The organism is Pseudomonas sp. MF6755, assembly GCF_016405635.1.
In the GTDB taxonomy this organism is placed as follows: Bacteria; Pseudomonadota; Gammaproteobacteria; order Pseudomonadales; family Pseudomonadaceae; genus Aquipseudomonas; species Aquipseudomonas haemolytica.
Window position 1 is genome coordinate 177,088 of record NZ_JAEKDA010000008.1, and the last position, 22,994, is coordinate 200,081.

The following is a 22,994-nucleotide window of genomic DNA, read 5'->3' on the forward strand; positions in this document are numbered from 1 at the left end:
CTCGTCAATTGAAGGAAAAAAACATGGCAATCGATATTGGTATCAGTGAAGAAGACCGTAAATCCATCGTCGACGGACTCTCGCGGCTGCTGTCCGATACCTATGTTCTGTATCTGAAGACCCACAACTTCCATTGGAACGTCACTGGCCCCATGTTCCGTACGCTGCACTTGATGTTCGAGGAGCAGTACAACGAACTGGCGCTGGCAGTGGACTCCATCGCCGAGCGCATCCGTGCCCTGGGTTTCCCGGCACCGGGCGCCTATTCGATTTACGCCCGCCTGTCTTCGATAAAGGAAGAGGAGGGTGTGCCGAGCGCCGAAGAGATGATCAAGCAACTGGTCGCCGGCCAGGAAGCGGTCACGCGTACCGCGCGAGGCATCTTCCCGCTGCTCGACAAGGTCAGCGATGAACCGACGGCGGACCTGTTGACCCAGCGTATGCAGGTCCACGAAAAAACCGCGTGGATGCTGCGTTCCCTGCTTGAAAACCAGTAACTGCCGAACCCGGGCGGCGCCTTTTGGGCGCTGCCTGCTTATTTCCCTGCGCTTCCTGGAGTTGTCCTACGACTAACAACTCCCCGTCTTCTGGCTGCTCCGCGCCTCCTGCTGTTTTATAGACCCATCGCCCAATGGGAGAAGCCCATTGGCTGCTGTTTGGCAATGGAGTGTCAGGTGTATGTCACGTGGAGTGGGTAAGGGAGTGATGGAAACCTGTGGTTTTCACAAGATAAAGATCGACCCCTTTGATAAAGGGTTTGACATGGGGATGGCCAAGCCATTGTCCCGGTCGGTCAGGCTCAACGGGTTTTCCACCTGTCTGCGGCTTGAACAGATCTATTGGAACATCCTGACGGAGATCGCCAGGATCAATACCTGTTCAGTCAGTGCGTTGTTGTCTTATGTCGATAGGGAAGTGCATTTGCGCTACGGGGGCGTCAAGAACTTCAGTGGGTTGGTGAGGGTAGTGTGCGTGGTGCATGTGCTAAAAGATCGCGCCGCCCTCACGTCTGCGGACACGCTTGTGCAATAGGCGGCAGGCTTTGGGGCCGGCCCTTCATCCCCGCGGGCCGGGCCTGGGGCAGAAAGCCGGCTGCGCTGCCTTGATTTACCAGATATAATCCCGCGCTTTGCTGCGCATGCCGGGCTTTATGCACAGGGCAGGGCGTGGCGCTGTAACGATCTGATCGCCGAGACATCTCCATGCCCATGTACGACTATCAATGCGCTTCCTGTGGTCACCAGTTGGAAGCCATTCAGAAGATCAGCGCAGCACCGCTGGTCGATTGCCCTGCCTGCCAGGCACCTGAGTTGAAGAAGATGTTGTCCATGCCGGGCTTCCGCCTGAGCGGCAGCGGCTGGTACGAGACCGATTTCAAGACCGGCGCCAAGAAGAACCTGGCGGGCGGCGACAAAGCAGACTGAGTTGAACTCTACGCGCAGGCTCCTGCATTATCCGTCTCCTGCTTAACTGTACGGTGACGAGGCAGGCCTCCACCGAATTTCGAATTACGAGAAGTGAAACCACGACCATGATGCGCAGCCACTATTGCGGCCAACTGAACGAGACCCTGGAAGGTCAGGAAATCACCCTTTGCGGATGGGTTCACCGTCGCCGCGACCACGGCGGGGTGATCTTCCTCGATATCCGTGATCGTGATGGTCTGGCCCAGGTGGTGTTCGACCCGGACCGCGCCGAGAGCTTCGCCGCCGCCGACCGCGTGCGTAGCGAATACGTCGTGAAAATCACCGGCAAGGTGCGCCTGCGCCCGGCCGGTGCTGTGAACAAGAACATGGCGTCCGGCGGTATCGAAGTGCTGGGCTACGAGCTGGAAGTGCTGAACGAATCGGAAACCCCGCCGTTCCCACTCAACGAATACTCCGACGTGGGCGAAGAAACCCGCCTGCGCTACCGCTTCCTGGACCTGCGTCGTCCGGAAATGGCCGAGAAGCTGCGCCTGCGTTCGCGCATGACCACCAGCATCCGCCGCTTCCTCGATGAGAACGGCTTCCTTGACGTCGAAACACCAATCCTTACCCGGGCGACTCCGGAAGGCGCGCGTGACTACCTGGTGCCTAGCCGTACCCACGCCGGCAGCTTCTTCGCCTTGCCGCAATCGCCGCAGCTGTTCAAGCAACTGCTGATGGTGGCCGGCTTCGACCGTTACTACCAGATCGCCAAGTGCTTCCGTGACGAAGACCTGCGTGCGGATCGCCAGCCTGAATTCACCCAGATCGACATCGAGACCAGTTTCCTCGATGAAAAAGAGATCATGGGCCTGACCGAACAAATGATCCGCAACCTGTTCAAGGAAGTGCTGGACCTGGAGTTCGGCGAATTCCCGCACATGACCTTCGAAGAAGCCATGCGCCGCTACGGCTCCGACAAGCCCGACCTGCGTAACCCGCTGGAACTGGTGGACGTGGCCGACCAGCTCAAGGACGTCGACTTCAAGGTGTTCAGCGGCCCGGCCAACGACCCTAAATGCCGCATCGCCGCCCTGCGCGTGCCTGGCGGCGCGAGCATGCCGCGCAAGCAGATCGACGACTACACCAAGTTCGTTGGCATCTACGGTGCCAAGGGCCTGGCGTACATCAAGGTCAACGAGCGCGCCAATGGCGTTGACGGTCTGCAATCGCCGATCGTGAAGAACATTCCACTGGACAACCTGAACGCGATCCTCGACCGCGTTGGCGCAGTTGATGGCGACATCGTGTTCTTCGGCGCCGACAAGGCCAAGATCGTCAGCGAAGCCCTGGGCGCCCTGCGCATCAAGCTCGGCCACGACTTGAACCTGCTGACCTGCGAATGGGCACCGATGTGGGTCGTCGACTTCCCGATGTTCGAAGAGAACGACGACGGCAGCTTCAGCGCCTTGCACCACCCGTTCACCGCACCGAAGTGCTCCCCGCAAGAGCTGGAAGCCAACCCGGCAGGCGCGTTGTCCCGTGCCTACGACATGGTGTTGAACGGTACTGAGCTGGGTGGCGGCTCGATCCGTATCCACCGCAAAGAGATGCAACAGGCGGTGTTCCGCCTGCTGGGCATCAACGAAGCGGAACAGGAAGAGAAGTTCGGCTTCCTGCTCGATGCCCTGAAGTACGGCGCACCGCCACACGGTGGCCTGGCGTTCGGCCTGGACCGTCTGGTCATGCTGATGACCGGCGCCCAGTCGATCCGTGAAGTGATTGCCTTCCCGAAAACCCAGAGCGCTGCGGACGTCATGACCCAGGCTCCGGGTGTGGTGGATGCCAAGGCGCTGCGCGAGCTGCACATCCGTCTGCGCGAGACGCCGAAGGCTGAGTAAGGCTGCAGCGTGAAAGCGCGATAAGGTTGTACGCAGTCAAAAAGGCGCATCTTCGGATGCGCCTTTGCGTTTAAAAGAAGGAAATCCTGCCTGGGGCGGGATTGATAAGGTTTCTAGAGAATTTCGGAGTTGTGTTATGGCTGGCCATTCCAAGTGGGCGAACATCAAGCACCGCAAAGAGCGTCAGGATGCCAAGAAGGGCAAGATATTCACCAAGTGGATTCGCGAACTGACCGTCGCTGCCCGCCAGGGTGGCGGTGACCCAGGCTCCAACCCGCGTCTGCGTCTGGCGCTGGACAAGGCACTGGGCGCCAACATGAGCCGCGACATCATTGACCGCGCTGTGGCCCGTGGTGCCGGCGCGGCCGATACCGACGACATGGTCGAGCTGACCTACGAAGGCTACGGCCCGGGCGGCGTAGCGGTGATGGTCGAGTGCATGACCGACAACCGCAACCGCACCGCCGCAGCCGTGCGCCATGCGTTCAGCAAGTGCGGTGGCAACCTTGGCACGGATGGTTCGGTGGCCTACCTGTTCGAGCGCAAGGGCCAGATTTCCTTCGCGCCTGGCACCGATGAAGACGCGCTTATGGAAGCGGCGATGGAGGCGGATGCCGACGACGTGGTGACCAACGAAGACGGTTCCATCGATGTGTTTACCTCGTTTGCCGGCTTCTACGCGGTGCGTAACGCCCTGGAAGCCGCCGGGTTCAAAGGTACCGACGCTGAAATCGTGATGCTGCCGACCACCAGTGCCGAGCTGGACCTTGAGGGTGCGCAGAAGGTGTTGAAGATGCTGGATATGCTTGAAGACCTGGATGATGTGCAGAATGTTTATTCGAATGCCGACATCCCCGAGTCTGTAGCCGAACAGCTAGCCTGAAGAACGATGTAGGTCCAAATGTGGGAAGGGGGCTTGTGTGGGAGGGTGCAAGCCCCCTCCCACACAAGCCCCCTTCCCACATTGGATTCTCTGTGTATCAAAAAATGTGTTCATCCAAACCGCAGGCGTTATGACTTTAATCCTAGGTATCGACCCCGGTTCGCGCATCACCGGTTTTGGCGTGGTGCAACACACCCCGCGCGGCTGTGTTTACGTGGCCTCGGGTTGTATCCGCACCGGCGCGGGTGAATTGGCCGAGCGCTTGCAGATCGTCTATCGTGGCGTACGTGAAGTCATTCAGACCTATGGCCCGGTCACCATGGGCATCGAAAAGGTGTTCATGGCCAAGAACGCCGACTCGGCGTTGAAGCTTGGCCAGGCCCGTGGCGCTGCGATCGTGGCAGGTGCCGAGGAGGGCATGGAGATCGCTGAGTACACCGCGACCCAGGTCAAACAGGCGGTTGTCGGCACCGGCGCGGCCAACAAGGAGCAGGTGCAGATGATGGTCATGCACATGCTCAAACTCACCTCAAAACCGCAGATCGACGCCTCCGACGCCCTGGCCATTGCCATTTGCCATGCACACACCCGCTCCAGCCTGTTGCCTCACGGCTTGGGCACCGCACGTAGTCGTGGCGGGCGGCTGCGTCTCTGATAGCATCAGCGCAATTGTTAGTTGCGGTCAGGCCCTGATCTGACCCCCAAGCTTTAAGGATCTGAACCGTGATTGGACGCTTGCGCGGCACCCTGGCTGAGAAACAGCCGCCGCACCTGATTCTGGATGTGAATGGATTGGGTTATGAGCTTGAAGTGCCCATGACCACCTTGTATCGCTTGCCCTCGGTCGGTGAGCCGATAACCTTGCACACGCATTTGGTGGTGCGCGAAGACGCGCAACTGCTCTATGGTTTCATCGGCAAGCGTGATCGCGATTTCTTCCGCGAGCTGATCCGTCTCAATGGCGTGGGGCCGAAATTGGCCCTGGCGCTGATGTCGAGCCTGGAAGTGGATGAACTGGTACGTGCCGTTTCTGCCCAGGACACTTCGGCCCTGACCAAGGTGCCGGGCGTGGGCAAGAAGACCGCCGAGCGCCTGTTGGTAGAGCTCAAGGACCGTTTCAAAGCCTGGGAGGTGGTGCCGAGCATGTTTGCCCTGGTGCCGAACCAGCCGGATATGCCGGCAGGCCAGGTCGCCAGTGCCGAAAGCGATGCGGTCAGTGCGTTGATCTCCCTGGGCTACAAGCCCCAGGAGGCCAGCAAGGCGGTATCGGCCATCAAGGACAAGAACCTGAGCAGCGAAGACATGATCCGCCGAGCCCTGAAGGGAATGATTTAAGTGATTGAAGCTGACCGTCTGATCGCGGCCACCGGCCCGCGTGACCGTGAAGAAGTCCAGGACCGGGCCATCCGCCCCCTGAGCCTGGCCGAGTACATCGGCCAGCCTACCGTGCGCGAGCAGATGGAGCTGTTCATCCAGGCCGCGCGTGGGCGCAGTGAGTCCCTGGACCACACCTTGATCTTCGGCCCGCCGGGGCTGGGTAAGACCACCCTGGCCAATATTATTGCCCAGGAAATGGGCGTGTCGATCAAGTCCACCTCCGGCCCGGTGCTGGAGCGTCCTGGCGACTTGGCGGCGCTGCTGACCAATCTTGAGCCCCACGATGTGCTGTTTATCGACGAGATCCATCGGTTGTCGCCGATTGTCGAGGAAGTGCTGTACCCGGCCATGGAAGACTTCCAGCTCGACATCATGATCGGTGAAGGCCCGGCGGCCCGTTCGATCAAGCTCGACCTGCCGCCGTTCACCCTAGTGGGGGCGACCACGCGTGCGGGCATGCTCACAAACCCGCTGCGAGACCGTTTCGGCATTGTCCAACGTCTAGAGTTCTATAGCACCGCCGATCTTGCGACCATCGTCAGCCGCTCGGCGAGCATTCTCGGCTTGCCCCTGGACCCGGAAGGCGCCTTTGAAATCGCCCGCCGCGCCCGTGGCACGCCACGGATTGCCAACCGCCTGCTGCGCCGCGTGCGCGACTTTGCCGAGGTGCGCGCCAAGGGCCACATCACCAAGCCGGTGGCGGACCTGGCGTTGAACTTGTTGGACGTGGACGAGCATGGCTTCGATCACCAGGATCGGCGTCTACTCTTGACCATGATCGAGAAGTTCGACGGTGGCCCGGTCGGCGTGGACAGCCTGGCCGCGGCCATCAGTGAAGAGCGTCATACTATCGAGGACGTGCTGGAGCCATACCTGATCCAGCAGGGCTACATCATGCGTACACCGCGGGGCAGGGTGGTGACGCGCCACGCTTATCTGCACTTTGGGCTAAACATTCCGTCACGATTGGGGGAGATGCCTGCGGTAGACGAATTCCTTGATGCAGTGGACGATTAAAAAGGTCACGCCAGACGATTTATCTGAGGTTTGTGCTGTCCTAGTGGCTGGCGTCGTCATTCAGGCAGTACAAATGTTTCAGCTAATGAAAAAACAGTTGCCCAGCCAATTGGCAACCTGAGGAGTAAGCACTAGAGTATGCGCGCGCAAAACGGGGATCAGTCGTTCGCACATCGCTGTCGCGTTTATTACGAGGACACCGATGCTGGCGGCATCGTGTATTACGTCAATTACCTCAAGTTCATGGAGCGGGCTCGAACCGAGCGGCTACGGGAGCTGGGCTTTGCCCAGTCCATGCTGGCAGGGGAGGACCTGTTATTCGTCGTGCATTCCAGCGAGGCGCGTTACCACGCACCGGCGCGACTGGACGACGAGCTGCTGGTCAGCGCTGAAGTAATCGAATTGAACCGTGCCAGCCTGCGTTTCAAACAGCAGGTCAGGCGGGCCACGGATGCAACGCTGCTCTGTGAGGGGCAGTTCCTGGTGGCGTGTGTGCGCACCAACAGCTTGAAACCTCGGGCCATTCCCGAAACTCTACGTGCGGCCTTTGCTGCCGTGAGCGGCGCGGGTCAACAATCAAAGCAGGAGATTTAGCGTGGAACCTACCGTCGTCGACCATTCCTCCATGTGGAGCCTGGTCAGCAATGCCAGTATCGTGGTTCAACTGGTCATGCTGACCCTGGTAGCCGCATCGGTTACCTCTTGGGTCATGATTTTTCAGCGCAGCAACCTGCTGCGCGCCGGTCGACGTGCCCTGGAGAGCTTCGAAGAGCGCTTCTGGTCGGGTATCGACCTGTCCAAGCTGTACCGCCAGGCCGGTAGCAACCCGGACCCGGACTCGGGCGTCGAGCAGATCTTCCGTGCCGGCTTCAAGGAATTCTCCCGCCTGCGCCAGCAGCCTGGGGTTGACCCGGAAGCGGTGATGGAAGGCGTAGCGCGTGCCATGCGCGTGGCTATCTCCCGTGAAGAAGAGAAGCTGGAACAGAGCCTGCCGTTCCTTGCCACCGTAGGCTCCGTCAGCCCGTACATCGGTCTGTTCGGTACTGTGTGGGGGATCATGAACTCCTTCCGCGGCCTGGCCCAGGCCCAGCAAGCCACACTGGCCACCGTGGCCCCGGGTATTGCCGAAGCCCTGATCGCCACCGCGATCGGCCTGTTCGCCGCTATCCCCGCAGTAATCGCCTACAACCGTTTTGCTGCAACCAGCGAAACGTTGATCGGCCGTTACTACACCTTCGCCGATGAATTCCAGGCGATCCTGCACCGTAAAGTGCACACCAGCGAAGAATAAGCAGGTAATTCCCAATGGCTTTAATCGCTCGAGCTCGCAAAAAGCGCAAGCCGGTCGCCGAGATGAACGTAGTGCCCTACATCGACGTGATGCTGGTGCTGCTGGTCATCTTCATGGTGACCGCGCCGATGCTCAACCAGGGCGTGAAGGTTGATCTGCCCAAGGTTTCCAGTGAAGCCTTGCCGCAGGACAACAACACTCAGGTCCTGACCATTTCGATCAAGGCTGACAAGACCTACTACTGGAACCTTGGCAGCGAAGTCGACACGCAGAAGCAGCAGGACAAGGCCCTGACCTTGCCGGCGATGACCGATGCGGTGACCAAGATCATTCGCTCCGGCAACGAAGGCGGCAAGCACACCCAGGTATTTATCCGCGGCGACAAATCGGTCGACTACGGCTCCGTCATGGGCGCCATGGGCGGGCTGCAGAAGGCCGGCGTCGGTAACGTTGGCTTGATTACCGAGGCGCCCTGATGCAGCAACAGCGAGAGCCGTCCGCCTCGGAAAGCTACTTCTGGCCTGGCGTGTGGGCAATAGCCCTGCACGTCCTGGTGTTCGGCATGCTGTTCGTCAGCTTTGCCATGACCCCGGACCTGCCGCCAGCCAAGCCGATCGTGCAGGCGACCCTGTATCAGATGAAATCGAAAAGCCAGGCCACCACCCAGACCAATCAGAAGATCGCGGGTGAGGCCCAGAAGTCGGCTGCGCGCCAGACTGAAGTCGAGCAGATGGAACAGAAGAAGGTCGAGCAGGAAGCGGTGAAGGCTGCTGCGGAACAAAAGAAAGAAGAGGCGGCTCAAAAGGCCGAGGAATCGAAAAAGGCTGACGAAGCGAAGAAAGCCGACGAAGCGAAAAAGGCTGATGAGGCCAAGAAAGCCGAGAAAGCTGCCGAAGCGAAAAAGGCCGAAGAGAAACAATTGGCTGATATAGCCAAGAAGAAATCTGAAGAAGAAGCCAAAAAGGCTGCCGAAGAAGAGGCCAAGAAAAAGGCCGCTGAAGAAGCCAAGAAAAAGATAGTCGAAGACGCGAAGAAGAAAGCCGCCGAAGACGCCAAGAAAAAAGCTGAAGCAGACGAGGCGAAGAAGAAAGTCGCCGACGACGCGAAGAAGAAAGCTGCCGCCGACGCCTCCAAGAAAAAGGCCCAGGAAGCAGCCCGTAAATCCGCCGAAGAGAAAAAGGCCCAGGCCCTGGCAGATTTGCTTTCCGACACGCCGCAACGTCAGCAAGCCTTGGCCGATGAGCGTGGTGATGAAGTCGCGGGCAGTTTCGACGACCTGATTCGGGCACGGGCAGCGGAAGGTTGGACACGTCCACCTTCGGCACGTAAAGGCATGACAGTAGTGCTGCAGATCGGCATGTTGCCGGACGGTACGGTGACTTCGGTCAGCGTGGCCAAGTCCAGTGGTGACGGTTCGTTCGACAGTTCGGCGGTTGCCGCGGTCAAGAATATTGGCCGGTTGACCGAGATGCAGGGAATGAAACCAAGTGACTTCGCTCCCTATCGTTCATTCAAGATGACATTCACACCTGAGGATCTAGCCTTGTGAGAAACCTTCTTCGAGGAATGCTTGTCGTTATTTGCTGTATGGCAGGGATAGCGGCGGCGGATGAAAAGAACATCCTGGTTACCAGCGGTAGCGATCGGGCCACCCCGATTGCAGTTGTACCGTTCGGTTGGCAGGGCGGCAGCGTGCTGCCGGACGACATGGCCCAGATCGTCAGCGACGACCTGCGTAACTCCGGTTACTACGCGCCGATTCCGAAAGGCAACATGATCAGCCAGCCCAACCAGGCCAGCGAAGTCGTGTTCCGTGACTGGAAAGCCGTGGGCGCGCAGTACCTGATGGTTGGCAACATCACGCCAGCCGGCGGTCGCCTGCAGATCCAGTACACGTTGTTCAACGTGGCCACCGAGCAGCAGGTCTTGACCGGCAGCGTTTCGGGTACCGCCGAACAACTGCGCGACATGGCCCACTACATCTCGGACCAATCGTTTGAAAAACTCACCGGTATCAAGGGGGCGTTCTCCACGCGCCTGCTGTATGTGACGGCTGAGCGGTTCTCGGTAGACAACACTCGCTACACCCTGCAACGTTCGGACTACGACGGTGCCCGCGCAGTGACCTTGCTGCAGTCCCGTGAGCCAATCCTGTCGCCGCGCTTCGCGCCGGACGGCAAGCGAATCGCCTATGTTTCGTTCGAGCAGCGCCGCCCGCGTATCTTCGTGCAGCACATTGATACTGGCCGTCGTGAGCAGATCACCAACTTTGAAGGCCTCAACGGTGCACCGGCCTGGTCGCCGGATGGTTCGCGCCTGGCTTTCGTGCTGTCCAAGGACGGCAACCCGGATATCTACGTGATGAACATGGCCTCGCGCCAGCTCAGCCGTGTGACCAGCGGCCCGGGTATCAACACCGAACCGTTCTGGGGTAAAGATGGTTCGACCATCTATTTCACTTCCGACCGTGGCGGCAAGCCTCAGGTTTACAAGGCAAACGTGAACGGTGGCGGTGCTGAGCGTGTGACCTTTATCGGTAACTACAACGCCAACCCTAAGCTTTCGGCGGATGAAAAGACGTTGGTGATGATTCACCGTCAGGATGGTTTCACTAATTTCCGGGTTGCGGCCCAGGATTTGCAGCGCGGAACCGTAAAAATCCTTACAGATACCAACCTTGATGAGTCAGCCACTGTTGCACCCAACGGCACCATGGTAATCTACGCCACCCGCCAGCAGGGCCGGGGAGTCTTGATGCTCGTGTCCATTAATGGACGCGTAAGGCTCCCACTTCCTACCGCACAAGGCGAAGTCAGAGAACCATCCTGGTCCCCTTACCTGAACTGACGCGGCGCTACAAAAAGAAGTACTTAACACACTGGGGTTCATTAGGAGTTTCACGATGGAAATGCTGAAGTTTGGTAAGTTTGCTGCTCTGGCTCTGGCTCTGTCCGTAGCCGTTGGTTGCTCCTCTAAAGGCGGCGACAATGCCGGTGAAGGCGCTGCTGTTGATCCAAACGCTGGTTACGGCGCTAACACTGGTGCAGTTGACGGCTCCCTGAGCGAAGAAGCTGCTCTGCGCGCTATCACCACTTTCTACTTCGAATACGACAGTTCGGACCTGAAGCCAGAAGCCATGCGCGCTCTGGACGTTCACGCCAAGGACCTGAAAGCTAACGGCGCTCGCGTTGTTCTGGAAGGTAACACTGACGCCCGTGGTACTCGTGAGTACAACATGGCACTGGGCGAGCGTCGTGCGAAAGCCGTTCAGCGCTACCTGGTACTGCAAGGTGTTGCTCCAGGCCAACTGGAACTGGTTTCCTACGGTAAAGAGCGCCCAGTTGCAACTGGCAACGACGAACAGTCGTGGGCTCAGAACCGTCGCGTCGAACTGCGTAAGTAATTCGTCATGCGAACGTGCCGTCGTGCTCTAACTGTATTGGCTCTCAGCCTCGCACCGCTTGCGGTGTGGGCTGCGGTTCCTGTAACGGATAGCAACTCAGGCTATAACAATAGCGGGAGCAGTTATCCGCCAGCGGGTTATGGCACGAACGGCGCCTATGCTGGGGGAGCGGCTACGTCCGCACCCTCGGCACAGGGCGAACTGTTCAACCAGCTGCAACGCATGCAGGATCAATTGTCGCAGCAACAAGGCGCCATTGAAGTTCTGCAGAATCAAGTGAACCAGCTGAAGCAAGAAGGCCTGGAGCGATACCAGGATCTTGATCGTCGTATTGGAGCCGGTGTTGCACCTGCCGCTACTCCTGATAATTCTTCTGCCGGTGGCGCGCCTAGCGCCGCTGCCGGTGGCGCAGCAGCGGGGGCCGCAGCTGCCGCCCCCGCTGCCAGTAGTGAACCGGGTGATCCGGCGAAGGAAAAACTGTATTACGATGCAGCCTTCGACCTGATCAAGGCCAAGGATTTCGATAAGGCCAGCCAGGCTTTTACCGCATTCCTGCGCAAGTACCCCAACAGCCAATACGCGGGCAATGCCCAGTACTGGTTGGGTGAGGTGAACCTGGCAAAGGGTGATTTGCAAGCTGCGGGCCAGGCATTTGCCAAGGTCAGCCAGCTGTACCCAAAGCACGCCAAGGTGCCGGACTCACTGTACAAACTCGCTGACGTAGAGCGCCGCCTGGGTCATACCGACAAGGTCAAAGGCATTCTGCAGCAGGTGGTTGCCCAGTATCCCGGTACTTCCGCTGCCCAGTTGGCCCAACGGGATCTACAGCGCTTGTAAGCGCGCCTTTCCCGTTTAGAAGAAACCCGCGCCTGGCGCGGGTTTTTTCGTTAGAATCCACGCCCTTTTATGAAATACGCTTTTTGGGGTTGGCGCGTTGGCGCAATCCCATGAAGTGCCTGACGGAGGCGGACAGCCTGTTTAGCTGTTACGCCCGTGGCGACTATGCAAGACACATTACGCATCACCGAAGTTTTTTACTCGTTACAGGGTGAAACGCGCACTGCTGGCCTGCCCACCGTATTTGTACGGTTGACCGGCTGCCCATTGCGTTGCCAATACTGTGACAGCGCCTACGCCTTCAGTGGCGGCACCGTGCGCACCCTCGACGACATCCTGGAACAGGTTGCCAGCTACCGGCCGCGCTACGTCTGTGTGACGGGTGGTGAGCCATTGGCGCAACCCAATGCCATTCCTTTGCTCAAGCAGCTGTGTGACGCCGGTTACGAGGTCTCGCTGGAAACCAGTGGCGCCTTGGACATTTCCGCTGTCGACCCGCGTGTAAGCCGGGTGGTCGACCTCAAGACCCCAGATTCCAAAGAGGCCCACCGCAACCGCTACGAGAACATGGACTTGCTGACGGCCAACGATCAGGTCAAGTTCGTCATCTGTTCCCGTGACGATTATGACTGGGCGACTTCCAAGCTGATCCAGTACGGCCTGGAGCGCCGCGCGGGGGAGGTGTTGTTCTCGCCCAGCCATCATGACCTGAATGCCCGTGAGTTGGCGGACTGGGTAGTGGCGGACAACCTGCCGGTGCGCTTGCAATTGCAGCTGCATAAGTACCTGTGGAACGACGAACCGGGGCGCTGAAAAGGCTGATCAGGGGACTACGGCGGGCTTTCAACCCTGCCCAATTACGGCCCCAACGCGTTATTTCTGATTTATTTCAAATAAGGTGTTGAATAATCCTTAGAAATCAGTATTATACGCGCCACCACACAGCGGGTCGTTAGCTCAGTTGGTAGAGCAGTTGGCTTTTAACCAATTGGTCGTAGGTTCGAATCCCACACGACCCACCATTTTTGGCGGTTTAGAAAATCCGGAAGGCCCACGCAAGTGAGGATTTCCGGGTTTTTTTTTTTGCCTGAAATTTGGCCCGTTCAAATCGACAGGGCGTCATCCGTGCTCAGAGGCAGGTTGCCGTTCAAGCGCATCCCTTTAATCTAAATATTCATATTCCGGACCGGCACTGACCGGATAGTCCGGTCATTCGCATGCGTCCTTAATGTGTATCAAATCTGATACCGCTGGTCGGAAAACAGCGTTCAACTTCATACGATATTCCTTCCCGCATAAAAATATTCCTTACTTATCATGTAGTTAGTAACTATTTAGGAGGATTTCTAAATTTGGGTCAGATTATTGGCTAGCCAGGGCGACGATGTTAGTTTGCCGCCCTTCGCAATTCGATGGATCGAACATGTCGCCCCTACTGCCACGGACCCGGTATTCACTGGGCATTCTCCTGCTCGCTTGCCTCGCTTCCCATAGCGTGATGGCCGCCAACCTGCCGGGTGATCAGGACCTGATCCGCGACCGCCAAAATCGCCTGCTCGAAGAACAGCAGCGGCGCCTTGAACAACTCAAGGAGTTGCCGGGCAAAGAGGTCAAGCCCGAGGCGCTGGCAACCCCGGTGGACAGCCGTTGCTTCCCGATTCAAAACATCGAACTCAAGGGCGCCGACAGCCTGCCAGCGCCTGACCGCGAACGCCTGCTCAAGCCCTATATCGGCGAGTGCTCGGGCGTCTCCCAGCTCAATGCATTGCTCAAGGTCATCACCGACTACTACATCGACAAAGGCCTGGTCACCAGCCGCGCTTACTTGCCGCAGCAAGACATGTCCAAGGGGCACCTGCAAGTGCTGGTGGTGGAGGGCAAACCTGGCTACTTGAAAGAAGAACTTCCGGAAGCGGCCACAGGTAACGCACTCAGCATGGACTTTGAAACGTTTGCAGTGACCAAGGGCGTTACGCCGCAAACCGCTTCGTGACTTTCCAATGCCTTGGGTACTGCGGGGGTGTGGGACAAGTTGGTTGAAGGCCTCAAAGGTACAGTCAAGGGTGGGTAGCATGATCGCGAACTTATACAAATATCAGCACGGCATTGGCCTGGTCTTACTCCTGGCTGCGCTACTCAATGGCTTTCTACGATTTGACGGTAGCTGGAAGCGCTTTTTCCTCATGGTGCTGGTGCAGTTGTGGTTTGGCCAGGCGGTCTACAGCTATGCGCGAGGCGCCAGGGTGGCCATCGCGCCGGGCGGCATGAGTAAGGATGCCGACCCGGAGTGGCGAGCGGCGTTGGCCGGCTTCGCCCTGTTTTTATACGGGGTCGTATTTTTTTTGAGTTTTTGATCCTTGCATGGCCATGTATCTATACGGAAAACCCTTATGAGAAAAGTTGCCTTTATCCTCTCGGCCTTGATCCTCGCGGGCTGTCACTCCAATGCTCGCGACTCGTCGTCCAGTCTGCTCAAAGACGGCGTGCAGTTGCAGCAGAACACGGTTGTGGCCGATGCCGAGCAAGCCAAGGTGATCATGCGGGCCACCGGTTTTACCTACCCTGTGCAGTTCTCCGTGCGCCGTGGCAGTGATGCCGATCAGCGGCCGGAGATCCTCGGCACGGTGGTGGATTCGGGCCGGGGCAAGGTGTTCGGCTGGATCGCCAAGATGAGTGAGGTTGCCAACAGCGCGGCGGTCAAGCGCTTCCCGCAGTTGGAAGTGTTGGCTGATCCGGGGCAGACAATCGAGGTATTGGGCGAGTCGCGGGTGTATGACTCGAACTACTACCGCTACGCCGAAAAAATTGTCTACGCCTGCGGCCCTATGAGCTCGGCGTTCAAGCCTCAGAAGCAGAAGGTTTACCTGGTGGAGTTCGTGATCGTCGGCGCGGGCTGTGAGCAGCATGTGTATGACATCACCGATCCCGCGCAGCGTATTCCCGTCCTCGCGCTTTCAACCCTGCTCGATAACGCCACGGCAAAGTTGGCACAACCACAACTTAAGGCAGAACAAAAATGATCGGTTCAATCAAGCACTGTGTGGTGCTCGCTGCGATTTTGCTGTCTGGTTGCGTGACGTATTCGCAAAACGAGTTGCCTCCCGTGCAGGCGTGGCCACCCACGGCCAATGTGCCGCAGCAAAAGCCGAAGGTGTTCGTGCGCACCACGGTCATGAATCAGGTCAACGGTGGGCCGGCCAATACGGCTGCGGGGGCTGCGGCAGCGGTTGGGGAAGCGACGGTTGCCGAGGGCTTTCGTGAATCTGGGCGTTTTGCGTGGGTGAGTACGGATAAGTCCGAGGCGGATCTCTATGTTGAGGCCACCTTGTACAACAACGAACAGTTCAGCATGGCGTCGGCCATCATCACCGGGGTGACGTTTTTCATTATCCCTTCTACCGCGAAGAACACCTTCACCCTGGAGACCGTATTCAAGAACAAGGACGGCAAGGAGCTGGGTCGTGTGCGCAAGAGTGAGTCGCTGCGTACCTGGATGCAATTGTTGTTGATCGTTGCCGTGCCTTTCCGCCAGGACACCCACGAGGTGGTGCAAGCCCTGACCCGCAGCACGTTGGATGAGGCGGTGCAGCGGCGCTTGTTGTAGTCGTTCTTTTTATATCTGTAATCGCCATGGGTTTGTGGCGTTGCTTTCTGTCGTACATGGAGTTTTCAAATGAAGCGAAATCCATTCAAGCAAAAACTGTTGGCCGTGGTGGTCGGTGCAATCAGCAGCCAGGCATTGGCCGTTGAAGTAGATCTGGGTCAAGGCAAAACCTCGTGGAAGGGCGAGACGTTTAACGAATCTCTGACCTTCATCGGGAGGCTGACTGAAGCAACCAATCAAACGCCCACCCCTGAGTCTGGCACTACTGCGTTGATGGGAGTCAGTGTTTCCGAAACCCACATCCAAGGTTCGCTGATAAATCGTGCCGATATTGTGATGACGTCGGACGGGCGCTCCATCCGAGCGTTTGCCGTGGACCCATTCGGTTTCAGAGATGGAACTTCAACCCCCAGCACAATTACGGGCGATCTGATTCAGGCCGGTAACATCACCATGAACAATGGGGGTTATGAAGGTTTTGAGATCGGTGAAGCCGTGATTGGGGGCAGCGTAATCAACTCCGGCACCATTAAAACAACTCCCGTTGTATCGGGCACTTCTGCTTTTGGTGGCACGGTGGGCGGCGAGGGTATGTTCCTGCATAACACGCAAGTGGCAGGCGACGTTGCTAACACGGGCGTGATCGAGGTGGTCGGCGATGAAGTAGTGGCGCTGGCAGTGGATGGCCCGAGTGATTTCCCGATCAATATCGGCGGTAAAATCATCAACTCCGGTACCATCTCGGCAACGGGCCAGCGCGCCTGGGGCATAGAAGTTGAAACCACCACGAGCCCGCTGCGCATTGAAAACAGTGGCCTGCTGTCTGTGAACGGCGCAGATGCTTCCGGTATTGTTTTTTATGCCGGCACCGTCGACTCCATCCTCAACACCGGAACCCTCGAAGCCAAAGGCACCAACGCCAAAGCGATCGACCTCCTGGGTGCCACCTTCACCCAAAACAGCCCCACTGGCTCCCGCGGCATCATCAACCGCGGCACGATCACTGCCGATGGCACGGCCATCTCTGTCGACGCAGCCGAGCAAACTTCCGTCTTCGAAATCAACCAGCAAGCCGGTGAAATCCGCAGCAATTCCGGCATCGCTATCGATGCAGCCAACCGCGCCACCCTCAACTGGACCGGCGGCAAAATCGTCGGCGACGTACTCAACGTCAACGCGATGAACATCGCTGGCCAGGCTGACTTTTCCGGCAGCCGCATCATCGCGCCAGTGTCGATCAACTCGGGTTCCTTGAATCTGTCGACCCCCAGCACTGTGCTCACCGGTGACCTCAACATCGCCAGCGGTGCAGGCATTGATATGCGCCTGTCCAACAGCGTAGTGCCGACCACGCCATACCTGACGGTCAATGGTGCGGCGAATTTCGCCCAGGCATCGACAGTGACCTTGAGCGCCACCCCTGGTGATTTCACCGCCGTGCCGAGCGGCACCGAGTACACCTTGCTGCAAGCCAGCAGTGTGCAGAACAGCGGCCTGTCGGTTGCCAGCACTTCGTCGTTGCTGGACGTGCTGAGTTACTCGGCCGACGCGCAAACGGTCAAGGCCGTGGTGGGCTTGAAGAGCAATCAGCAAGTGCAAGAGGAACTGACCGGCGCGGGCGCCACTGAGCCGGTTGTCACTGTGGTCAACGAAGCAAAAAATGACGTGCTCGGGCAGTTGGCAACGGATGATCCGGTGTTCCAGGCCCTGGCCAACGCGGGCACGGCGCAGCAGTTGGCGCAGGTGGGCGAGCAACTCAAGCCGGACGTCAACCGTGGTGCGCTGGACGTGGCCTTGTCGCGCCAGACGGTGATCAATGGCGCGATCCTCAATCGCCTCTCGGGCCAGCGTGATAATCGCGAAGCCGTGGGTGTGTGGTTGCAAGGCTTGAGCAGCAACATGGATCAGGATGGCCGCAGCGGCGAGAACGGTTATTCGGCCAACAGCAGCGGCATGGCGGTGGGTGTGGATGGTCGGTTGAACGACAGCACCACGGTGGGTGTGGCTTACAGCTACCTCAATTCCAACATCCATTCGGACCTGGGCACCAAGACCGACGTGCAGGGCAATGCGCTGTCGTTGTACGGCAACTGGTCGCTGCAGAACTGGTTCGTCGACGGCAGCCTGAGCTATGGCCATAACGACAATGACAGCAAGCGTCGTGTGGCGGGCACTACCGCCAAGGGCAGTTACGACAGCAATGTGTTGTCGGCCAGCGTACTGGGCGGCTACAGCTTCAAGCTGTCGGATGCTGCCGTGATAGAACCGCGAGTGGCGGCGCGTTACTCCAACGTGCGCATGGACAGCTTTACCGAGAAGGGCTCTTCAGCGGCGCTGAGCACCGGCTCGCAACGCTATGAAGTGGGTGAGTTGGGCGCGGGTGTGCGCTTGGCTGGCAACTTCCCGTTGGCCACCGGCAGCCTGCAACCGGAGGCGACCTTGATGGCTTATCACGACCTGATGGGCGACCGCGTGGCGCAAACCTCCAGCTTTGTGCTGGGCGGTTCGGCGTTTACCGTCACGGGCGCTTCGGTCGCACGTGACAGTTACGAAGCCAGCCTGAGCCTGAATTACCAGGTGTCGGCGCTGACGGTGGGCGCCAGCTATACCCGCCAGGCGCGTAGCGGGTTTGATGCTGATGGGGTGATGGTCAAGGCGCGTTACGCGTTTTAGGGTTAAACCCGAACAGGGGCTCTTTGCGAGCCCCTGTTACTCCCAAAAGCAATAATCTTTCTTCGTTGAAATCTATTCCCCGATATTTAAGGAAAAAGGGACAGATTCATTTTATTGGCCTGTCCCGTCCTGAAAAGTTGACGGATTTACTTTTTCTGAATAAATAAATCTGTCCCCCTTTGTCCCCGCCCGACAAACCGCACTCCCTTATCAGTAATTATGCATTAGCGCATTTATATATTTGCGTAAACGCATATTCACATCTAGGGTTACCCCGAGCCAGATCGCAACGCCCCCATCAAATATGGGTCACCTTGAACGTCGATAGCTCAGCAGCACCGCTACACGCTTACCAGCAGGACGCTGGTTTTCATTCATGGAGGATTGAAAAATGTTATCCACTGAAACAACCCGACTCACCGGCGACACACCGCCCAATTGCCTGATCGGCCATCTGCTCGATCCGCAACTGGTCGAAGTCAAAGCGGCTGCTCAGCCCCAAGCAATGGCTGCCGCCAGTCTCAATTTCAGCATGCAGAGACAAACCCAGAGCAATTGGTGCTGGGCGGCGCTCTCTGCCTCGGTCGGCAACTACTACGGCACCGGGTCCTGGACCCAGTGCGGTGTAGCCAGCAGCGAGCTTGACCGCAACTGCTGCAATCAACCTGGACCGTGCAACGTCTACGGCTATCTGGATTCCGCCTTACGAACTACGCGCAGCTACAACGGCATGAATCAAGGCTCGTTGCAGATGTCGGCCATCCAGAACCAGATCAACCGGGGCCGCCCCATCGGTTTGCGTTGTGCCTGGTACGGTGGCGGTGCGCACTTTTTGGTGATCTACGGGACCAACGGCAACTACTTGTTGATCGCAGATTCGATCTACGGCTACTCGACCCGTGCGTTGAACGCGTTCCCTGGTTCGTACAACGGCGGCGGCAATTGGACCAACACTTACTTCACCGTAAAAAACTGAGGAGGGCTGCATCATGCAACTGATTTATCCAAAGGCGCCCTCAAACGGTGTACAGACACTGCGTCCGGCGTTGCAAGCCGCGCTGCAAACCCAGGGCCTGGGGCGCAATCACTCATTCGCGGCCGCCGCACCGGGCAACATCAGGCTGAGCGAAGCCTATCGTGGCTATTCGCTCAGCCTCGAGGATTTGACTCACGGTAAAGGCCTAAAAGACGCTGAGGTCGGCGATTGGCGTTACTTGGTATTTGCCGATGGCGTGACGATTGCGGATGCGCAATTGGCCGACGTAGGCGGGCATGTCGAGTTCGCTTCGCTCAACCACGGGCCCGTGGCAGCGGCGACGGTGGATGCGCTGAAACTGGCGGAACAGTCCCCGCAATTGCAAGGTAAAACCGTTGAGCTGCGAGTGCTGTTCATCTCGGCATTGCACGTTGTGGCAATCTGGCTACACGCCGACAGCGAAGATGTGCTGATCCCGATTGAGCCGACCCCCAAGGAACTGGCGGTCACTCAGTTGTACAGTGAGGCGGCGCTGCTCATGCTGCTCAAACCGGCGGCTGATCAGGCCCGCAAGCGCTTCGACGCGGACACCAGTGGACTGTTGGGCAGTTGATAAACCCTTGGGTAAAAACCGGACGCTGTCCGGGTTTGCCTTGTAAAAAAGGCGCCGCCTGTAAAAAGGCGGCGCGCTGTATTGTACTGTCGAGTAATACATTTATCTCCTTTCCCTCCTCCCTGACTCCTCACCAGCGCCTGCCCCTGCGTATCACTTCGCTTGCCAAAAACCTACGAGTTACAGTCATTAAATTGTGATATCTCATATGCACATGCAATAAATAACCAATTACGTCGCTAATATTGGCTATTTATACGGTTTTTTTCATCTTCCCACGCCAACAACGCAATTTGTATCAAACTATGTTCGTTTAGTATTGGATCCAATCAGGCGACGTGCAGGTTGCGCCCATCGCCACAGACGCACTGTTATAAAAAGGAGAAATGCCATGATGCTGAAGGACCCTTCCCGCAAATATCGCCACTTCACCACGGTCAACCTGCCGGATCGCACATGGCCCAGTACTGTCCAAGCCGCAGCACCTACCTGGTGCAGTGTGGATATGCGCGATGGCAACCAGGCGTTGATCGAGCCGATGAATGCCGAGCGCAAGCGCCGTTTCTTCGATCTGCTGGTGAAGGTCGGTTTCAAGGAAATCGAGGTGGGTTTCCCTGCCGCTTCGCAGACCGACTTTGACTACGTCCGCGAACTGATTGAAAGCGGTGCGATTCCTGATGATGTGACGATCCAGGTCATGACCCAGGCGCGCAGCCATCTGATCGAGCGTACGTTTGAGGCGCTGAAGGGCGCGCCGCGCGCCATCGTGCACGTTTACAACGCGACGGCACCGGTGTTCCGAGAGGTTGTATTTAACGTGGATCGGGCGGGTTGCATCGAGATTGCTACCCAGGCCACCCGGGAAATCAAGCAGCATATGGACGCGAACCCAGAGACGCAGTGGACGTTCCAGTACTCCCCGGAAACCTTCTGCTTCACCGAGCTGGATTTTGCCCTTGAGGTGTGTGAGGCGGTGACGCAAACCTTCGGGCCTACCCCGGCCAACAAAATGATCCTGAACCTGCCGACCACGGTTGAAGTTTCCACGGCCAATGTGTTCGCCGATCAGATCGAATGGTTCTGCCGACACTTCAGCCGTCGTGACAGTGTGGTGATCAGCGTCCACCCGCACAATGACCGTGGCACCGGAGTTTCCACCGCGGAGCAGGCGTGCCTGGCCGGCGCCGAGCGTGTCGAGGGCACGTTGTTCGGTAACGGTGAGCGAACCGGCAACGTGGATATCCTGACGCTGGCGATGAACCTCTACACCAGCGGCATCGACCCGCAGCTGGATTTCTCGGACATCCTCCACGTCCAGCGTGAGGTGGAGTTCTGTAATCAGTTGCCAACCCACCCACGCCACCCTTATGCCGGTGAGTTGGTGTTCACCGCTTTTTCCGGGTCGCACCAGGATGCGATCAAGAAAGGTTTTGCGGCGCGCCAGGCTAACCCTCACGGCATGTGGGAAGTGCCGTACCTGCCGATTGACCCCGCCGATATGGGCCGCAGCTATGAAGCAGTGATCCGCGTCAACAGTCAGTCGGGCAAAGGCGGCGTGGCCTATCTGCTGGAGCAGCACGGCATCGTGATGCCGCGGCGCTTGCAGATGGAATTCAGCAGCCTGGTGCAACAGGAAGCAGATGGCTCCGGTCAGGAAATCAGCGGCGAGATGATCCTGGCCTGCTTTACCCGGCACTACCTGGAGCAGGGCAAGCCTTACGCGTTACGTGCGCCAAAACTGGTCAGTGAGGGCGACGTGACTTATCTGGAAGCCACCCTCGAGCAGGGTGCACAGCGCATTGACTTGAGCGGCGAGGGTAACGGGCCACTGGCGGCGCTGGTCGATGCCTTTGCCCAGCGAGGGATCCACTTCGATATCGCCGATTACCACGAGCATGCCACCCGTGACGGGGCCCAGGCCGAAGCATTGGCCTATGTGGAAATTCGCGTGGGTAACCAGTTGCTGTTCGGAGCCGCACGCGATGGCAGCAGCTTGCTGGCATCCCTCAAGGCGGTGACGAGTGCCGTCAATCGCGCATCGCGCCTGGGCCTGCTCAGCGTGGTGAACGCTGCGGTGCCGTCCTGACATGAACGCGCATACCGCATTGGCGGCACTCGCCGGTAACTATGGGCACGGAGATATCGTGGCTTCCCACCGACATGATGAGGGCCAACTGGTCTACGCCATCAATGGCGTGATGCTCGTGTCGGTGGAGGAGACGACGTGGGTGGTGCCTTCCGGGCATGCCCTGTGGGTGCCTTCGGGGCTGGAGCATCAGATCCGCATGACCGGCGAGGTGCGTATGCGCACCTTGCTGATCTCGCCGGGGGCGCACCGCCGGTTGACCGAAGAGTGCCAGGTCATCAGGGTCTCGCCGTTGCTGCGTGAGCTGATCGTCGCCGCCGGCGATGAGCCTGACAGCGAGCCGGCGTTGTTGCGTCATGTACAGATTGTCGAGCTGATTTTCTCGGAGCTCGACAGGGCGCAAAGAGTGCTGGCGCATGTGCCGATTCCGGATGAGCCCAGGCTCAAGTCGCTGTGTGCGGACTTTATCGACAACCCTTCCCAGGAGTCGAAACTGGAGAGTTGGGCGGCGCAACTCAATATGAGTTCGCGCACCCTGGCTCGGTTGTTCCAGAAAGAGTTGGGTATGAGTTATGGCGAGTGGCGCAAGCGCACGCGACTTTTGCTCAGCATGCAGCGGTTGGCCTGCGGCGTGTCGATCCTGGAAGTGGCGCTGGAGCATGGCTATCAGAGCCCGAGTGCGTTTACTGCGATGTTCAAACGCACCATGGGGTACACCCCGAGCAACTGCCGCCTGGTCTGATTCGCCCTGGCGATAGCACAGCCTCCCATTGAACATGGCCCGCCGCCAGGCAGGGCCATGTTTTTGCCTGCCCGGCGTATGGGGCCCTTGATCCAGAGCGGTCGCAGACACGTTGTCCCAATCGAAACGATGGTTGTCTGGAACTCGGGAGATGCGCAGCCCGTTGCTCTTTTACCCTGCGTCTC

24 protein-coding genes, 1 tRNA gene and 1 pseudogene are annotated in these 22,994 nt (G+C 58.4%); all 26 read left to right on the top strand.

What is annotated here, in order from left to right:
• Positions 1–23: 23 nt before the first annotated feature.
• The 26 genes and pseudogenes from JFT66_RS12575 to JFT66_RS12700 all read left to right on the top strand — a co-directional run bounded on the left by JFT66_RS12575 (position 24) and on the right by JFT66_RS12700 (position 22,809).
• Positions 24–497: a Dps family protein gene (locus JFT66_RS12575; protein WP_003193874.1), complete on the top strand. Its 474-nt coding sequence runs from the start codon at positions 24–26 to the stop codon at positions 495–497.
• A 181-nt stretch (positions 498–678) separates the two neighbouring features.
• Positions 679–1,032: a ribbon-helix-helix domain-containing protein gene (locus JFT66_RS12580; RefSeq protein ID WP_034115773.1), complete on the top strand. Its 354-nt coding sequence runs from the start codon at positions 679–681 to the stop codon at positions 1,030–1,032.
• A gap of 170 nt (positions 1,033–1,202) precedes the next feature.
• On the top strand, positions 1,203–1,424 hold the full coding sequence (locus tag JFT66_RS12585) for an FmdB family zinc ribbon protein (protein WP_003193872.1): 222 nt from the start codon (positions 1,203–1,205) through the stop codon (positions 1,422–1,424).
• Positions 1,425–1,531: 107 nt separating this feature from the next.
• Positions 1,532–3,307: an aspartate--tRNA ligase gene (gene aspS, locus JFT66_RS12590; protein ID WP_034115772.1), complete on the top strand. Its 1,776-nt coding sequence runs from the start codon at positions 1,532–1,534 to the stop codon at positions 3,305–3,307.
• A 136-nt stretch (positions 3,308–3,443) separates the two neighbouring features.
• Positions 3,444–4,190 (top strand): YebC/PmpR family DNA-binding transcriptional regulator, encoded by a 747-nt coding sequence (locus JFT66_RS12595; protein ID WP_153839083.1) that lies wholly within the window; start codon positions 3,444–3,446, stop codon positions 4,188–4,190.
• A gap of 130 nt (positions 4,191–4,320) precedes the next feature.
• Complete coding sequence (gene ruvC / locus JFT66_RS12600; protein ID WP_024077147.1) at positions 4,321–4,845, top strand: crossover junction endodeoxyribonuclease RuvC; 525 nt, start codon at positions 4,321–4,323, stop codon at positions 4,843–4,845.
• Between the two features lie 68 nt (positions 4,846–4,913).
• On the top strand, positions 4,914–5,525 hold the full coding sequence (ruvA, locus tag JFT66_RS12605; protein WP_003175802.1) for a Holliday junction branch migration protein RuvA: 612 nt from the start codon (positions 4,914–4,916) through the stop codon (positions 5,523–5,525).
• A complete protein-coding gene (gene ruvB, locus JFT66_RS12610) occupies positions 5,526–6,584 on the top strand; it encodes a Holliday junction branch migration DNA helicase RuvB (RefSeq protein WP_034115770.1) in 1,059 nt (352 codons plus the stop codon).
• A gap of 138 nt (positions 6,585–6,722) precedes the next feature.
• Positions 6,723–7,178, top strand: a complete 456-nt coding sequence (gene ybgC / locus JFT66_RS12615) for a tol-pal system-associated acyl-CoA thioesterase (RefSeq protein WP_034115769.1) — start codon at positions 6,723–6,725, stop codon at positions 7,176–7,178.
• Between the two features lies 1 nt (position 7,179).
• Positions 7,180–7,875, top strand: a complete 696-nt coding sequence (tolQ, locus tag JFT66_RS12620) for a protein TolQ (protein ID WP_034115768.1) — start codon at positions 7,180–7,182, stop codon at positions 7,873–7,875.
• Between the two features lie 23 nt (positions 7,876–7,898).
• The gene (gene tolR, locus JFT66_RS12625; RefSeq protein ID WP_161793227.1) at positions 7,899–8,351 is read left to right on the top strand and encodes a protein TolR; all 453 of its coding nucleotides are present in this window, start codon (positions 7,899–7,901) and stop codon (positions 8,349–8,351) included.
• Positions 8,351–9,424, top strand: coding sequence for a cell envelope integrity protein TolA (gene tolA / locus JFT66_RS12630; RefSeq protein WP_198859353.1), 1,074 nt, complete (start codon positions 8,351–8,353; stop codon positions 9,422–9,424). Before tolR ends, tolA begins: the two co-directional genes overlap by 1 nt.
• Before the next feature lie 17 nt (positions 9,425–9,441).
• Complete coding sequence (gene tolB / locus JFT66_RS12635; RefSeq protein WP_034115766.1) at positions 9,442–10,722, top strand: Tol-Pal system beta propeller repeat protein TolB; 1,281 nt, start codon at positions 9,442–9,444, stop codon at positions 10,720–10,722.
• Positions 10,723–10,777: 55 nt separating this feature from the next.
• The gene (gene pal / locus JFT66_RS12640; protein ID WP_003193861.1) at positions 10,778–11,278 is read left to right on the top strand and encodes a peptidoglycan-associated lipoprotein Pal; all 501 of its coding nucleotides are present in this window, start codon (positions 10,778–10,780) and stop codon (positions 11,276–11,278) included.
• Positions 11,279–11,284: 6 nt separating this feature from the next.
• Positions 11,285–12,115 carry a tol-pal system protein YbgF gene (gene ybgF, locus JFT66_RS12645; RefSeq protein ID WP_034115765.1) on the top strand — a complete coding sequence of 277 codons (831 nt, stop codon included), beginning with the start codon at positions 11,285–11,287 and terminating at the stop codon, positions 12,113–12,115.
• A 165-nt stretch (positions 12,116–12,280) separates the two neighbouring features.
• A complete protein-coding gene (gene queE / locus JFT66_RS12650) occupies positions 12,281–12,928 on the top strand; it encodes a 7-carboxy-7-deazaguanine synthase QueE (RefSeq protein ID WP_153839076.1) in 648 nt (215 codons plus the stop codon).
• Positions 12,929–13,061: 133 nt separating this feature from the next.
• Positions 13,062–13,137: transfer RNA gene (locus JFT66_RS12655), tRNA-Lys, on the top strand.
• 401 nt (positions 13,138–13,538) lie between these two features.
• Positions 13,539–14,039 (top strand): annotated as a pseudogene (locus JFT66_RS12660) (POTRA domain-containing protein); the annotation flags it as partial.
• 148 nt (positions 14,040–14,187) lie between these two features.
• Positions 14,188–14,469: a hypothetical protein gene (locus JFT66_RS12665; protein ID WP_065892966.1), complete on the top strand. Its 282-nt coding sequence runs from the start codon at positions 14,188–14,190 to the stop codon at positions 14,467–14,469.
• Between the two features lie 36 nt (positions 14,470–14,505).
• A complete protein-coding gene (locus JFT66_RS12670) occupies positions 14,506–15,135 on the top strand; it encodes a hypothetical protein (protein WP_153872476.1) in 630 nt (209 codons plus the stop codon).
• Positions 15,132–15,719, top strand: coding sequence for a hypothetical protein (locus JFT66_RS12675; RefSeq protein ID WP_198859354.1), 588 nt, complete (start codon positions 15,132–15,134; stop codon positions 15,717–15,719). The genes JFT66_RS12670 and JFT66_RS12675 overlap by 4 nt, the downstream gene beginning before the upstream one ends.
• A gap of 69 nt (positions 15,720–15,788) precedes the next feature.
• The gene (locus JFT66_RS12680; protein ID WP_198859355.1) at positions 15,789–18,392 is read left to right on the top strand and encodes an autotransporter family protein; all 2,604 of its coding nucleotides are present in this window, start codon (positions 15,789–15,791) and stop codon (positions 18,390–18,392) included.
• 391 nt (positions 18,393–18,783) lie between these two features.
• Entirely contained in the window at positions 18,784–19,368 is a 585-nt protein-coding gene (locus JFT66_RS12685) for a papain-like cysteine protease family protein (RefSeq protein WP_198859356.1), read from the top strand.
• A gap of 13 nt (positions 19,369–19,381) precedes the next feature.
• Positions 19,382–19,981: a hypothetical protein gene (locus tag JFT66_RS12690; RefSeq protein WP_034115759.1), complete on the top strand. Its 600-nt coding sequence runs from the start codon at positions 19,382–19,384 to the stop codon at positions 19,979–19,981.
• Positions 19,982–20,372: 391 nt separating this feature from the next.
• Entirely contained in the window at positions 20,373–22,067 is a 1,695-nt protein-coding gene (gene leuA, locus JFT66_RS12695; protein WP_034115758.1) for a 2-isopropylmalate synthase, read from the top strand.
• A 1-nt stretch (position 22,068) separates the two neighbouring features.
• Complete coding sequence (locus JFT66_RS12700; RefSeq protein ID WP_153839072.1) at positions 22,069–22,809, top strand: AraC family transcriptional regulator; 741 nt, start codon at positions 22,069–22,071, stop codon at positions 22,807–22,809.
• The last annotated feature ends 185 nt before the right edge of the window (positions 22,810–22,994 follow it).

Excerpts from the sequence above, each read along its gene's own strand:
- JFT66_RS12575 (WP_003193874.1), top strand. The coding sequence starts at position 24 with ATGGCAATCGATATTGGTATCAGTGAAGAAGACCGTAAATCCATCGTC.
- JFT66_RS12580 (WP_034115773.1), top strand. The coding sequence starts at position 679 with ATGTCACGTGGAGTGGGTAAGGGAGTGATGGAAACCTGTGGTTTTCAC.
- JFT66_RS12585 (WP_003193872.1), top strand. The coding sequence starts at position 1,203 with ATGCCCATGTACGACTATCAATGCGCTTCCTGTGGTCACCAGTTGGAA.
- aspS (WP_034115772.1), top strand. The coding sequence starts at position 1,532 with ATGATGCGCAGCCACTATTGCGGCCAACTGAACGAGACCCTGGAAGGT.
- JFT66_RS12595 (WP_153839083.1), top strand. The coding sequence starts at position 3,444 with ATGGCTGGCCATTCCAAGTGGGCGAACATCAAGCACCGCAAAGAGCGT.
- ruvC (WP_024077147.1), top strand. The coding sequence starts at position 4,321 with ATGACTTTAATCCTAGGTATCGACCCCGGTTCGCGCATCACCGGTTTT.
- ybgC (WP_034115769.1), top strand. The coding sequence starts at position 6,723 with ATGCGCGCGCAAAACGGGGATCAGTCGTTCGCACATCGCTGTCGCGTT.
- tolA (WP_198859353.1), top strand. The coding sequence starts at position 8,351 with ATGCAGCAACAGCGAGAGCCGTCCGCCTCGGAAAGCTACTTCTGGCCT.
- tolB (WP_034115766.1), top strand. The coding sequence starts at position 9,442 with ATGCTTGTCGTTATTTGCTGTATGGCAGGGATAGCGGCGGCGGATGAA.
- pal (WP_003193861.1), top strand. The coding sequence starts at position 10,778 with ATGGAAATGCTGAAGTTTGGTAAGTTTGCTGCTCTGGCTCTGGCTCTG.
- ybgF (WP_034115765.1), top strand. The coding sequence starts at position 11,285 with ATGCGAACGTGCCGTCGTGCTCTAACTGTATTGGCTCTCAGCCTCGCA.
- queE (WP_153839076.1), top strand. The coding sequence starts at position 12,281 with ATGCAAGACACATTACGCATCACCGAAGTTTTTTACTCGTTACAGGGT.
- JFT66_RS12665 (WP_065892966.1), top strand. The coding sequence starts at position 14,188 with ATGATCGCGAACTTATACAAATATCAGCACGGCATTGGCCTGGTCTTA.
- JFT66_RS12670 (WP_153872476.1), top strand. The coding sequence starts at position 14,506 with ATGAGAAAAGTTGCCTTTATCCTCTCGGCCTTGATCCTCGCGGGCTGT.
- JFT66_RS12675 (WP_198859354.1), top strand. The coding sequence starts at position 15,132 with ATGATCGGTTCAATCAAGCACTGTGTGGTGCTCGCTGCGATTTTGCTG.
- JFT66_RS12680 (WP_198859355.1), top strand. The coding sequence starts at position 15,789 with ATGAAGCGAAATCCATTCAAGCAAAAACTGTTGGCCGTGGTGGTCGGT.
- JFT66_RS12685 (WP_198859356.1), top strand. The coding sequence starts at position 18,784 with ATGTTATCCACTGAAACAACCCGACTCACCGGCGACACACCGCCCAAT.
- JFT66_RS12690 (WP_034115759.1), top strand. The coding sequence starts at position 19,382 with ATGCAACTGATTTATCCAAAGGCGCCCTCAAACGGTGTACAGACACTG.
- leuA (WP_034115758.1), top strand. The coding sequence starts at position 20,373 with ATGATGCTGAAGGACCCTTCCCGCAAATATCGCCACTTCACCACGGTC.
- JFT66_RS12700 (WP_153839072.1), top strand. The coding sequence starts at position 22,069 with ATGAACGCGCATACCGCATTGGCGGCACTCGCCGGTAACTATGGGCAC.